1 protein-coding gene is annotated in these 15175 nt (G+C 71.3%); it reads left to right on the plus strand.

Features of this window, described 5'->3' with window-relative positions; translation table 11 throughout:
* Positions 1 to 44 precede the first annotated feature (44 nt).
* The coding region (locus tag ACYF6T_RS43080) for an amino acid adenylation domain-containing protein (protein WP_461703440.1) at positions 45 to 15175 on the plus strand (15131 nt) is incomplete at its 3' end.

The raw sequence follows: 15175 nt of genomic DNA on the forward strand, positions 1-15175 counted from the left end.
ACGTGCCGTTGGATCCGGAGTATCCGGTGGAGCGGCTGGCGTTCATGGTGGCCGACAGCGGGTGTGAGGTCCTGGTGGGCCGGAGTGCTGCCGTCGCCGGCCTGAGCGCCGCTGATGTGGTGCTGCTGGATGACGCCCGGACCGGCGCTGAACTGTCTGGCGTGCCCTGCACCGCTCCCGGTGTCCGGGTCGTGCCGGGTCAGTTGGCGTACGTGATCTATACGTCGGGTTCGACGGGCGTGCCCAAGGGCGTGCTGGTGGCACATCGGGGTGTGGTGAATCTGGCGTCGGTGTTCGGACCGGTGCTGGGCGTCGCGCCGGGTGTGCCGGTGCTGCAGTTCGCGTCGTTCGCGTTCGATGCCTCGGTGTTCGACATCGCTGTGACGTTGGCCGGTGGCGGCACGCTGGTGGTGGCTTCCGGGCGGGAGCGGGCAGAGACCTCTGCGCTGGCGGGTGTGGTGCGCCGGGGTGGGGTGCGCTCGGCGAGTGTCGTGCCGTCGCTGTTGGGTGTGCTGGATCCGGCCGGATTGCCGTGGTTGTCGACGGTGGTGTCGGGCGCTGAGGCGTTGAGCGCGGGGACGGCGCGGGTGTGGGCCGAGGGCCGTCGGCTGGTGAACACGTACGGTCCGACCGAGGCCACGGTGATGGTGACCTGCGGGTCGGTGGACTCAGGTGTGGCGGCGGCACCGTCGATCGGCATGCCGGCGGGCAACAGCCGGGTGTATGTGCTGGATGACTTCCTTCAGCCGGTCCCGCCCGGGGTGACGGGTGAGCTGTATGTGGCCGGTCCGCAGGTGGCGCGCGGTTATCTGGGCCGTCGAGGGGCGACCGCCGAGCGTTTTGTGGCTGATCCGTTCGCGGCCGATGGCGCTCGGTTGTATCGCACCGGGGATCGGGTGCGTTGGCGTGCGGACGGGCGGTTGGTGTTCGTCGGGCGCGCTGATGATCAGGTGAAGATCCGCGGGTTCCGGATCGAGCCGGGCGAGGTCGAGGCCGTGGTCGCGGCGCATCCGCGGGTGGCGCAGGCAGCGGTGGTCGTCCGGGAGGATGTCCCGGGGGACAGGCGGCTGACCGCGTATGTGGTACCCGGAGACGGGTCCGATGGCAGTGGCCTGCCCGCGCTGGTGCGTTCGTCCGCTGCCGAGCGCCTGCCCGAGTACATGGTTCCCTCCGCCGTCGTGGTCCTCGACGCATTGCCGCTGACCGTCAACGGAAAGCTCGACCACCGGGCCCTGCCCGCCCCCGACCACGGGGCGGACTCCACCGGCCGCACCCCCGCCACCGCCCTTGAGGCGGCCCTGTGTTCGCTGTACGCCGACGTCCTCGGCGTGGACGCGATCGGGCCCGACGATGACTTCTTCACCGTCGGCGGACACTCGCTGCTGGCCACCCGGCTGGTCAGCCGGATCCGCGCGGCCCTGGACATGGAGGTGCCGGTCCGTGCCGTGTTCGAAGCGCCGAGTCCGGCCCTGCTGGCCACCCGCCTCGGCCGGGGCGCGGCCGGCCGGTCCCGGCCGACGCCGCGTCCGCGACCGGACCGGGTGCCTCTGTCGTTCTCGCAGCGGCGACTGTGGTTCCTCGACCGGCTGGAGGGCCCGAGCACGACCTACGTCAACCCGATCGCGCTGCGCCTGACCGGCCCGCTGGACCAGCAGGCGCTGGCGGAGGCGTTCCGGGACGTTGTGACACGGCACGAAGTGTTGCGCACCGTCTTCCGGTCCGGCGACGGCGAGCCGTATCAGCACATTCTTGCCCCCGCCACCCTCACCTGGGAGCTTCCCGCCGTCCAGGCCACCGCGTCGGAACTGACGGAGCAACTCGCCGAGGCCGCGGGAGAGCCCTTCGACCTGGCCTCCGACGTCCCGCTGCGCGTCCGGCTCTTCGCGCTGGCCCCCGACGACCATGTTCTCCTGGTGGCCCTCCACCACATCGCCGGCGACGGCTGGTCGATGAAGCCGCTCATGCACGACCTCTCCCTCGCCTACGCGGCGCGGTGCCGGGGCGAGGCCCCGGACTGGGAACCACTGCCGGTGCAGTACGCCGACTACACACTCTGGCAGCGGGAGCGGCTGGGCTCCGAGGACGACCCGGACAGCATGCTGGCCCGTCAGGTGGACCACTGGCGTTCAGCGCTGGAGGGATCGCCCGAGGAGCTGGCGCTCCCGGTCGACCACGCCCGGCCGCCGGTGGCCAGCCACCGGGGGCACACCGCCTGGCTGGACGTGTCCGGTGAGACGCACCGACGCCTGCTGGCGGCGGCGCGCGGCCGAGGGGCCACGCTCTTCATGGCGGCTCAGGCCGCGCTCGCGGTGCTGCTGTCCCGGCTGGGCGCGGGCACCGACATTCCGGTCGGATCGCCGGTGGCGGGCCGGCTCGACGAAGCGCTGGACGACCTGGTCGGCTTCTTCGTCAACACCGTGGTGCTGCGGACCGACGTCTCGGGCGACCCGGCCTTCGGGGAACTCGTCGACCGGGTCCGCGAGAACAGCCTCTCCGCCCTGGCGCACCAGGACGTGCCCATCGAGCACCTGGTCGGCGTGCTGGCTCCGACCCGGTCGATGGCCCGCCACCCGCTGTTCCAAGTCAACCTCGCCCTGCAGAACACCGCCGGGGCGGTGCTCGACCTGCCCGGCGTCTCGGTCGAGGTGCTGCCCAACCCCTCGATGGCCGCGCGCTTCGACGTCGGTGTGGCCCTGGAGGAGGCCTACGACGCCGACGGCACCCCCGCCGGACTGCGCGGTGCGGTGACCCTGGCCGCGGACATGTTCGACCCGGCGTCCGCGGAGCAGTTCGCGCGCCGCCTGGTGAGGGTGCTCGACGCGGTGGCGGCCGACCCCACCGTGCGCGTGAGCGACGTAGCGGTACTCGACGAGGCCGAGCGGGGCCGGCTGCTGCACGAAGGGAACGACACCGCCGTACAGCTGTCGGGGGCGTCGGTGCCCGAGTTGTTCACCGCACAGGTCGCGCGTGACCCGGAGGCGGTCGCGGTGGTCGCCGGCGGTGCGCGCCTCACCTACCGCGACCTCGACGCCCGGGCCAACCGGCTGGCCCACTTTCTGATGGCCCAGGGCGTCGGCCGGGAGTCGGTGGTCGGTCTGTGTCTGCCGCGTGGGACCGAGGTACCGGTCGCGATCCTCGCGGTCTGGAAGGCCGGTGGCGCCTATCTGCCCATCGACCCGGGGCTCCCCGTCGAGCGGCTGGCGTATCTGCTCGACGACAGCGCCGTCGCGGTGGTGATCGGGACTGAGGACGTGCTGGACGATCTGCCTGCCGGACGGGCGCGCTCGGTGGCGCTCGACGACCCGCAGACCCGGATCCTGCTCGACGCGATGCCTTCCACCGATCCCGAGGTGGCGGTGCTGCCCGGACAACAGGCGTACGTCATCTACACATCGGGCTCGACCGGCCGCTCGAAGGGTGTGCAGGTCACCCACGACAGCCTGGCGAACTACGTGGCCACGGTGCCCGGCAGGGTCGGGATCGGGGCGCCGGGGGAGAAGTATGCCCTGGTGCAGGCGGCCGTCACCGACTTCGGCAACACCGTGCTGTTCACGGCCCTGTCCCGCGGTGGCGAACTGCACGTCCTCGACGAGGATCTGGCGACCGATCCGCAGGGCCTGGCCGCCTACCTCGCCCGACATCGTGTCGACGTCATGAAGGTGACGCCGTCGCACCTGGCGGCCCTGGCCGCCGAGGGCGGTCCGGAGCCGTTCCTGCCCCGGCGTGCACTCCTGCTCGGCGGCGAGGCCGCGTCCCCGGACCTCGTGGCGCAGCTCCTCGCCGTGGCCGGCGGACGGATCGTGGCGAACCACTACGGCCCGACCGAGACCACCATCGGCGTGGCCGCGACCCGGCTCACGCCGGACCGGCTGGCCGACGGGCTGGCGCCGATCGGCTCCGCGATCGGCAACGTCAGGCTGTACGTCCTCGACGAGCGTCTGGAACCCGTACCGGCCGGGGTGTCCGGGGAGTTGTACGTCGCTGGAGCCGCGCTGGCCCGCGGCTACCTGGGCCGCCGGGGCCTGACCGCGCAGCGCTTCGTCGCCGATCCGTTCGCGGCGGACGGGTCGAGGCTGTACCGGACGGGCGACGTGGTCAGGCGCACTGCGGAGGGAAACCTGGTGTTCGCCGGACGCGCCGACGACCAGGTGAAGATCCGGGGGTACCGGGTCGAGCCGGGTGAGGTCCAGGCCGTGGTCGCCGGGCACCCGCTGGTGCGCCAGGCGGTGGCGATCGCACGCGAGGACACAGGCGGCGAACGACGGCTGGTCGCCTACGTCGTCAGAGCCGACGGCCGGGGTACAGAGACCGACGAGGAAGTGGCGGCGTCGGTCCGGGCGTACGTCGCCGAGCGCCTGCCGGACTACATGGTGCCCGCCGTGGTCGTTGTGGAGAGCGTGCCGTTGACGGCGAACGGCAAGGTGGACCGCGCGGCGCTGCCGGCTCCCGAGCATGCCGCCGCAACGGTCGGCCGTGCGCCGGCCACGCTGCTGGAAGGCGTGCTGTGCTCGGCGTTCGCGGCCGTGCTGGGTCTCGAACAGGTCGGTGTGGACGACGACTTCTTCGAACTCGGCGGGCACTCGCTGCTGGCCGTGCGGCTGCTGAGCCGAATCCGTGCGGTGCTGGGCGTGGAGCTCGGCATCCGTGAGGTCTTCGACGCCCCGACGCCGGCCGCGTTGGCGGGACGTCTGGAGTCGGCGGGCGTCGCCCGGGTCGGGCTGACGGGCCGTCAGCGCCCGGAGCGGGTGCCGCTGTCGTTCGCGCAGCAGCGGCTGTGGTTCCTGACCCAGCTGGAGGGCCCGGCGACGCCGTATGTGAACTCGATGGTCCTGAGGCTGTCGGGCCGCCTCGACCCGGCCGCGTTCGAGGCGGCCGTCCGGGACGTCATGGACCGGCACGAGGTGCTGCGCACCGTCTTCCCGGCGGTGGACGGTGTTCCGTACCAACGCGTGCTCACGGTCGAGGAGGCCGGCTTCGATCTGCCGGTGGTCCCGGTGGCCGAGGAGGAGCTGACCGCGATCTTGACCGAGGCGGCCGGCGAGTCCTTCGACCTGTCCGCAGAGGTCCCGATTCGCGGCCGCCTGTACCGCCTGGCCGCCGACGAGCACGTGCTGGTCCTGGTGGTGCACCACATCGCCACGGACGGCTGGTCGATGACCCCGCTGGCGCGGGACCTGTCGACGGCCTACGCGGCGCGCTGCCGGGCCGAGGCCCCGGGCTGGGAGCCGCTGCCGGTGCAGTACGCGGACTACGCCCTGTGGCAGCGGGAACTGCTGGGCTCCGAGAGCGACCAGGACAGTGTGCTGTCCGGTCAACTCGCGTACTGGCGACGGACGTTGGCAGACTCCCCCGAGGAACTGCCGCTCCCGGCCGACCGCCCTCGGCCGGCTGTCGCGAGCCACCTCGGGCACACGGCCGGCTGGCACCTCTCGCCCGAGGCGCACCAACGGCTCACCGACCTCGCGCGCGCCCGCGGTGCGACCGTGTTCATGGCTTTGCAGGCCGGTCTGACGATGCTGCTCGCGCGGCTCGGCGCGGGCACCGACATCCCGGTCGGGTCCGTGGTGGCCGGCCGGACCGACGAGGCGCTGGACGATCTGGTCGGCTTCTTCGTCAACACCCTGGTGCTGCGCACCGACGTCTCGGGCGACCCCACGTTCGCCGACCTGCTCGACCGGGCCCGCCGGACGAGCCTGGCCGCGCTCGCGAACCAGGACGTGCCGTTCGAGCACCTGGTGGAGGACCTGTCGCCGACCCGCTCCCTGGCACGCCAGCCGCTGTTCCAGGTCATGCTCGCCATGCACAACACCGACCAGGCGATGCTCGATCTTCCCGGTGTACGCGTCGAGGTGGCCCGCGCCGGCACCACCGCGGCGAAGTTCGACGTCTACGTCCACGCCGGCGAGTCCACCGACGAGGACGGCGCCGTCGCCGGACTGCGGGGCGAAGTCACGCTGTCCGCCGACCTGTTCGACGCGGACTCGGCGCAGAGGTTCGCCGACCGCCTGGTACGGGTCCTGGAAGCCGTTTCCCAGGATCCCGCGACACGGCTGAGTGCTGCGCCGGTTCTCGGCTCCGGAGAACTGGAGCAGGTGCTGCGGCAGTGGAACCGCGCCGAGGCGGAGACACCGGGGCTGGTGATTCCCGAGTTCGAACAGCGGGCCGCGAGCATCCCGGACACCGTGGCCCTGGTCTGCGGTGAGACGGCCCTCACCTACGCCGAACTGAACGCCCGTGCCAACCGCGTGGCACGGGTACTGGCCGCGACCGGCGTGGGCCCGGAGACGCTGGTCGGACTCTGCCTGCCGCGCGGACCCGAGCTGATCACCGGCGTGCTGGCCGTCCTCAAGGCCGGAGCGGCCTATACGGCGGTCGACCCGGAGTTCCCCGCCGATCGCATCGCATTCGTGCTGGACGACGCCCGCGCGTCCTGCGCGCTGACGACGGCCGCACTCGCCGACCTGGCACGGACCGGCGCCGACCGGCCGGTCCACGTTCTGGACGAGCCCGGATTCGCCGCACGGGTGGCCGCCGCCCGGCCCGACGACCTGGACGACACCGACCGCACCACACCGCTGCTGCCCGCCCACCCGGCGTACGTCATCTACACGTCGGGCTCCACCGGCCGCCCGAAGGGCGTGCAGGTCACGCACGCGAGCCTGGCGGACTACGTGGCGGTGGTCCCGCCCCGCATCGGCTGGGGCGCACCGGGCAGCCGCACGCTGCTGATGCAGGCGATGGTCACGGACTTCGCCAACACCATCGTCTACACCGCCCTGGCGACCGGCGGCGAGGTCCACCTCCTCGCCCAGGACCAGGTCACCGACGCGGCAGCCGTCGCCGACTATCTCGCCCGGCACGGCATCGACTGCTTCAAGGTGACGCCTTCGCACCTGCGCGCGCTGGCCTCGGCGGTGGGCATGGAACGCCTGCTCCGTCCGACCCGGGCCGTCCTGCTCGGTGGTGAAGTGGTCTCTCCGGACCTCGCCGCCGAGGCGCTCGCGGTGCCGGGCGACCGGATCGTGGCCAACCACTACGGCCCCACCGAGACGACCATCGCGGTGGTGACCGCGCGCCTGGGCGACGTACCGCTGGTCGGCGGAGTGGTGCCGCTCGGCACCCCCGTACCCAATTCCCGGACGTACGTGCTCGACGACTTCCTGCGGCCCGTGCCGCCCGGTGTCGTCGGCGAGCTCTACGTCGCCGGCGCGGGCCTGGCCCGCGGTTACACAGGACGTCCCGGTCTGACCGCCCAGCGGTTCCTCCCCGACCCCTTCGCGGCGGACGGTTCACGGCTGTACCGGACCGGTGACCGCGTCAAGTGGTCGGCGGACGGCCTACTCGTGTTCGCCGGGCGGACCGACGACCAGGTCAAGGTCCGCGGGTTCCGGGTCGAGCCGGGCGAGATCGAGGCCGTCCTCACGGCGCACCCGGCCGTGTCCCTGGCAGCGGTGATCGCCCAACGCGGCGAGGACGGCGACCACCGGCTCGTCGCCTACGCCGTGCCCGTCGAGCCGGAGCTGTCCGCACCGGCGGCGTTCGCCGCGGACCTCCGCTCCTACGTGGCGGAGCGGCTGCCGGACCATCTGGTCCCCGCGGCGGTGGTCGCCCTCGACTCCCTGCCCACGACACCGAACGGAAAACTCGACCGGAAAGCCCTGCCGCAGCCCGAGTTCACGGCCGGTACCTCCGGGGCCCGGGGCCCGTCCTCGGTCGTCGAGGAGATCCTGTGCGCGGCCTTCGCCGAGGTACTGCGCCTGGAGCGGGTCGGGGTCGACGACAACTTCTTCGAGTGCGGCGGGCACTCACTGCTGGCGATGGCGCTGGTGGAGAAGGTCCGCAGCAAGGGGATCGCCGTGAGTGTGAAGGCACTGTTCACGTCTCCGACGCCGGCGGGGATCGCGGCCGAGGCCGGGGCCCCGCAGGTGGAGGTGCCGCCGAACCTGATCCCGACGGGTGCACAGCGGATCACTCCGGACATGGTGACGCTGGTCGACCTGTCGCAGGCGGAGCTGGACCGGATCGCGGGGCGTGTCGAGGGCGGCGCGGCGAACATCGCGGACATCTACCCGCTCGCCCCGCTCCAGGAAGGCATGTTCTTCCACCACCTGCTGACCGCCGCCGAGGGTGTCGACGACGTCTACCTGTCGCCGACCGTGGTGGGCTGCGACTCCCGTGAGCACCTGGACGGCCTGCTGGCGGCCCTGCAGCAGGTGGTGAACCGGCATGACATCTACCGCACCGTCCTCCTCTGGGAGGGGCTGCCCGAGCCGCTCCAGATCGTGCTGCGCCAGGCTCAGCTCCCGGTGACGGAGACGGTCCTCGACGCCGACGCCGACCTGGATGCGCTGGACCGGATCCTCGCCCACGCCGCCGGCCGTATGGATCTGCGCCGTGCTCCGCTGATGCGCGCCGTGGTGGCGGCCGTCCCCGACGGCTCCGGCCGCTGGCTGGCACTGCTCCAGATGCACCATCTGCTGCAGGACCACACCGGCTGGGAAGTCGTACTCGACGAACTCGACGCCCTGGTGCGCGGTGACGGCCGCCTGCTGCCCGAACCGCCGTCGTTCCGCGACTTCGTGGCGCACGCCAGGACGGCCGTACCGCGCGAGGAGCACGAGCGCTACTTCGCGGACCTGCTGGGCGACGTCACCGAGACCACCGCCCCGTACGGGCTCCTCGACGTGCGCGGCGACGGCTCGGAGTCGTCCGAACACCGCATGCCCGTCGGCACGGAGCTGTCGGCCCGCGTCCGGGCGCGGGCACGGGACCTCGGCGTGTCACCCGCGACGTTGTTCCACGTCGCCTGGGCTCGTGTGCTGGCCTCGGTCTCCGGCCGTGACGACGTCGTGTTCGGCACGGTGCTGTTCGGCCGCATGAACGCCGGCGCCGCAGCCGCCCGTGTCGCCGGGCCGTTCATGAACACCCTGCCGCTGCGGGTGAGGATCAGCGCGCTCAGTGCCGCCGAGGCGGTGTCCGCGATCCAGGGCCAGCTGGCCGACCTGCACGTCCACGAACACGCCCCGCTCGCGCTCGCTCAGCGGGCCAGCGGCGTCGAGGCCCCCGCGCCGCTGTTCACCTCGATCTTCAACTTCCGCCACGACCGTGGCCCGGGGGCCACCCGGCAGCCCTTGGACGGTGTGGGCCTGGTCTACAGCCGCCGCCACACCAACTACCCGCTCGACGTGGCCGTCAACGACACAGGTGCCGGATTCCTCATCGCTGTCGGCGCACAGGACCCGGCCGATCCGCAGCAGGTCTGCACCCTGATGCACACGGCCGTCGAGAACCTGGTGACGGCGCTGGAACAGGCCCCCGACACGCCACTGCACCGGATCGGCATCCTGGACGGCGGACAGCGCCGCCGGGCGGTAGCCGTACGGCGTGAGCCGACCGGCGTCCACGACGTGATCTCGCGGCGGGCCGAGCGTCAACCGGACGTCCTCGCCCTGGTCTGCGAGGACAGCACGATCACGTACGGAGAGCTGGAGGCCCGGGCGAACCGGCTGGCGCACGGGCTGATCGCTCGCGGTGTCGGCGCGGAGTCGGTGGTGGGCCTGTGCCTGCCACGGGGCATCGACCTGGTGGTGGCGATCCTCGCGGTGTGGAAGGCGGGGGCGGCCTATCTCCCGGTGGATCCGGAGTTTCCGGTGGAGCGGCGTGCGTTCATGCTGTCCGACAGTGCCGTCGCGGTCCTGCTCGCCCAAGGCACGACCGCGGCGGGACTCCGCCCCCGCGACATGCTCCTGCTGGACGCGGCGGAGACCGTCGCCGAACTGGCCGGACTGCCCAGTGCCGACCCCGGCGTTCCGGTTCAGCCGGACCAACTGGCCTACGTCATCTACACGTCCGGTTCCACCGGCCGCCCGAAAGGCGTGCAGGTCCCGCACCGCGGCGCCCTGCACCTCTCCTCGGCGTTCGGCCCGATCCTCGGCGCCGGGGCCGGGGTCCCGGTGGTGCAGTTCGCCTCGTTCAGCTTCGACGCATCCGTGTTCGACGTGGCCGTGACGCTGGCGGGCGGCGGAACGCTCGTGATCGCGTCGGCCCGCCAGCGTCTGGAGCGCGGGGCGCTGGCGGTGCTGGCCCGCGAATGCGGAGCCCGTGCGGCCAGTTGGGTGCCGTCCGTGCTCGACACCCTCGATCCTGCCGACTTCCCTCACTTGTCGACACTGCTGCTCGGCGCCGAGGCGATGCCGAACCGGATCGCCGGGGCATGGAGCTCCGGACGGACCTTGGTGAACACCTACGGCCCGACCGAGACCACGGTCATGGTCACCGCGGGCCAGGTGAACGAGATCACCGGACGCGCGCCCGCGGTCGGTTTGCCGGTCGGTGATTGCCGAATCCACGTCCTCGATGCCTACCTGCAACCGGTACCCAGCGGTGTCCCCGGCGAGCTGTACATCGGGGGAGCACAGGTGGCCCGCGGATACCTGGGACGGCCGGGCCTGACCGCGGAGCGGTTCGTGGCCGACCCGTTCACCGGCGCCGGCTCGCGGTTGTACCGGACCGGCGACCTGGTACGGCAACTGCCCGACGGGCGGCTGGAGTTCGTCGGACGGGCCGACGACCAGGTGAAGATCCGGGGGCACCGGATCGAGCCGGGCGAGATCCAGCACGCCATCGCCGAGCACCCGCAGGTGGCACAAGCCGCGGTGACGGTGCGCGAGGACATCCCGGGGACCAGGCAGCTCGTCGCCTACGTGGTTCCCGCCCGAGCATCCGACAGCGGTGACCTGCCCGCCCTCGTCCGTTCCCACGCTGCCGACCGTCTGCCCGAGTACATGATGCCGTCGGCATATGTGGTCCTCGACGCGCTGCCGCTGACCGTGAACGGGAAACTGGACCGCAAGGCCCTGCCCGCTCCGGTGCACGCGGTCACCTCCGGCCGCGGCGCGGCCACCGTGGTGGAGGAGGTGCTGTGCACGGCCTTCGCCGAGGTGCTGGGTCTGGAACGAGTCGGCGTGGACGACGACTTCTTCGCTCTCGGCGGACATTCCCTGATCGCGATGTCACTGGTCGAGAAACTGCGCTCGCGCGGGGTGTCGGTGAACGTCAAGGCACTCTTCACGTCACCGACGCCGGCCGGCATCGCGGCCGTTGCGGGGGCGCCCCAGGTGGAGGTGCCGCCGAACCTGATCCCCGACGGTGCCGCACGGATCACCCCGGACATGGTGACGCTGGTCGACCTCACGCAGGCCGACCTCGACCGGATCGCGGAGTGTGTCCAGGGCGGCGCGGCGAACATCGCGGACATCTACCCGTTGGCCCCGCTGCAGGAAGGCATGTTCTTCCACCATCTGATGTCGGACCATGAAGGCGCTCAAGACGTCTATCTGGTGCCGACCTTCGCCGAGTTCGAGTCCTGCGCGCACATGGAACGCGTGCTGGCGGCCTTGCAGCAAGTGGTGGACCGGCACGACGTCTATCGCACCGCCATCGTGTGGGAAGGGCTTCCGGAGCCGGTGCAGGTGGTGTGGCGGTCGGCAGCGATCCCGGTGGTGCGGACCGTGGTCGACGGTGGCACGGACCCGGTGGAACAGATGCTCAGGGCCGCCGGCTCCCGCATGGGACTGGGTAGTGCTCCGCTGCTGCGGGCGACCGTGGCCGAGGCCCCAGACGGTTCCGGCCGTTGGTTGGCGCTCCTTCAGATGCACCACCTGCTGCAGGACCACACCGGGTGGGACATGGTCATGGCCGAACTGCCCGTCCTGGCGGAGGGCAAGGGTGATCAACTCCCGGACCCGCCCCTGTTCCGGGACTTCGTCGCGCACACCCGACTGGGCATTCCCAGGGAGGAGCACGAAAGGCACTTCACACGACTGCTCGGCGACGTCACCGAGACCACGGCGCCGTTCGGTCTCATGGACGCCCATGGCGCCGGCGCGCCGATCAGCCGCACGCACCTCGCCCTGGACGACGAGACCTCGGCCCGGGTGCGGGCACAGGCACGGGCACTGGGCGTACCGGCGGCGACGGTGTTCCACGTGGCCTGGTCCCGAGTACTCGCGGCCCTGTCAGGGCGCGACGACGTCGTGTTCGGCACCGTGCTGCTGGGTCGCATGACCGCCGGCAACAGCGCGGAGCGCGTGGCGGGTCCCTTCATGAACACCCTGCCGGTACGGGTCCGGATCGGCTCGACGGGCGTCGCCGACGCGGTGGCCTCGATGCAGGCACAACTCGCCGACCTGCTGGTGCACGAACACGCCCCGCTCGCCCTGGCCCAGCAGTCCAGTGGAGTCGACTCCCCGCTCCCGCTCTTCACGGCCCTGTTCAACTACCGGCACGGCAGAGGGCCGGTCGAGACACCGCAGTCCGGTATCGCACCCGAAGCAGTGCAACGCCTGCGGAACAGTCAGGCCACCAACTACCCGCTGGACGTGGCCGTCGACGACACCGGCACCGGATTTGTCATCTCCGTGGGAGTGATCCAGCCGAACAGCCCCGCACATGTCTGCCGTCTGATGGCCACAGCAGTGGCCAACCTCGTGGACGCACTGGAACAGGACTCCTCCGCCTCACTCCGGTCCCTGCCCGTTCTGGGTGGCGAGGAGTGGGAGTTCTTGGTTCGTGCTGGGACGGGTGTGCCGGTCGGGGTGCCGGATGGTTTGGTGCCAGGGTTGGTCGGGGGGTGGATGGATCGGTGTCCTGATGCGGTGGCGGTGGTTGACGGGGATGTGGTGGTGACGTTTGGCGAGTTGGGGGTGCGGGCGAATCGGTTGGCGCACTTTCTGACGGGCCAGGGCGTGGGCGTGGAGTCGGTGGTGGGGTTGTGCCTGCCGGCTGGGGTGGATCTGTTGGTGGCGGTTCTCGCGGTGTGGAAGGCGGGTGGGGCGTATCTGCCGTTGGACCCTGCGTATCCGGTGGAGCGGCTGGCGTTCATGTTGGCTGATGGTGGTGTCGGGGTGGTGCTGGGTTCCGAGGACGTGGTGGGTGATCTGCCGGCCGGGGATGCGCGGGTGGTGTGTGTGGATGATCCGCTGACGGAGGTGATGGTGTCTGGGATGCCGTCGGTGGATCCGGGAGTACAGCTGGTAGCGGAGCAGTTGGCGTATGTGATCTATACGTCGGGGTCGACGGGACGGCCCAAGGGCGTGGGAGTGTCACATGCCGGTCTGGTGAATTATGCGGTGTGGGCGGCTGGTGAGTACGGGATTGTGCCGGGTGGTGTGGGCGGGGTACTGCATTCGTCGTTGTCGTTCGACTTGACGGTGACGAGTGTGGCGGTGCCGTTGGCGTCGGGTGCGGCGGTGTGGGTCGCGGGCGCTGGTGGTGTGGACGGTCTGGCGGAGGCTGTTGCGGGGGGCGGCCGGTTCAGTGTGGTGAAGGTGGTGCCGGGGCATCTGCCGGCGGTGGCGGGGCTGGTGCCGGCGCATGTGCTGGATAGGTGTGCGGGTCGCTGGGTGGTGGGTGGTGAGGCGCTGACCGGGGCTGCCGTGCGGTCGTGGTGGGAGGCGGCGCCGGGGTCGGTGGTGGTGAACGAGTACGGTCCCACGGAGACGGTGGTGGGGTGTTGCACGTTCACGCTGAGTGAGGGGGACGAGGTCGGCGATGTGGTGCCGATCGGCAGGCCGATCGCCAACATGCGCACGCTCGTCCTCGACGACTCCCTGCAACCCGTGCCGGTCGGCGCAGTGGGCGAGGTCTACATCGGCGGCGTCCAGGTGGCGCGTGGCTACCTGGGCCGGCCGGGCCTGACCGCGGAGCGGTTCGTGGCGGATCCGTTCACCGGTGACGGCTCACGCCTGTATCGCACGGGTGACCGGGCGCGGTGGACCGCTGACGGGAACCTGGTCTTCGCCGGTCGTGTGGATGAGCAGGTGAAGATCCGCGGTTTCCGGATCGAGCCGGGTGAGGTGCAGGCGGTGGTGGCGGCCCATGGCGGCGTGGACCAGACGGCGGTCGTCGCGCGTGAGGACATTCCGGGTGACCCGCGGTTGGTGGCTTATGTCGTGGCGGCCGACGAGCCGGTGGAGGGGGACTTGCCGGCTCTGGTGCGGGCGTTCGTGGCGGGTCGGTTGCCGGAGTACATGGTGCCGTCGGCGGTGGTGGTGCTGGATGCACTGCCGTTGACGGTGAACGGGAAGCTGGACCGCAAGGCCCTGCCCGCGCCGGATCCGACCGCTGCACAGGGGCGGGAGCCGTCGACTCCGGTGGAGGAGATCGTTTGCTCGGCGTTTGCCGAGGTGCTGGGTCTGGAGCGGGTGGGTGTGGAGGACGATTTCTTCGCGCTGGGTGGGCATTCGCTGCTGGCGGTGCGGTTGCTGAGCCGGATCCGTGTGGCACTGGGTGCGGAGCTCGGTATGCGGGAGGTCTTCGAGGCGTCGACGCCGGCGGCGTTGGCCGGGCGTCTGGGGTCGGTGGATCTTGCCGGTGGTGTCCGGAGCGGGCTGACGGTGCGGGAGCGTCCGGAGCGGGTGCCGTTGTCGTTCGCGCAGCAGCGGTTGTGGTTCCTGGCCCAGTTGGAGGGTGCGAGTACGACGTATGTGAACCCGACGGCCGTCCGGCTGAGCGGTGAACTCGACAGCGCTGCTCTGGAGTTGGCGTTCGGTGATGTGCTGGAGCGCCATGAGGTGCTGCGTACCGTCTTCCCGGCCGAAAACGGTGTCCCGTATCAGCGGGTGCTCACGGTCGGCGAGGCCGGCTTCCAGCTGCCGGTGGTGGCGGTCACCGAGACGGAGTTGCCGGCGCGGCTGACGGAGGTGACCGGACAGACCTTCGACCTGTCGGCCGATGTGCCGATCCGCTGCCGCCTGTTCCGGCTGGCCCCCGAGGAGCATGTTCTGGTCCTGGTGGTGCACCACATCGCCATGGACGGCTGGTCGATGGCACCGCTGGCACGGGACTTCTCGTCGGCGTACGCGGCTCGGCGCCGTGGCGAGACTCCCGGCTGGGAGCCGTTGCCGGTGCAGTACGCGGACTACGCGTTGTGGCAGCGGGACCTGCTGGGCCAGGAGGACGAAACAGGCAGCGTCCTGTCCCGCCAACTGGCCTACTGGCGTGAGACCTTGGCGGACCTCCCGGAGGAACTGACCCTTCCCACGGACCACAGCCGACCGACAACGCCGGGATATCGCGGACACACCACGGCAGTGGAGGTGTCGGCCGGGACGTTCGAAGGCCTGCGCACGCTGGCCCGGGAGCGGGGCGTGACGATGTTCATGGTGGTGCAGGG

Source organism: Streptomyces sp. 7R007, from assembly GCF_054850255.1.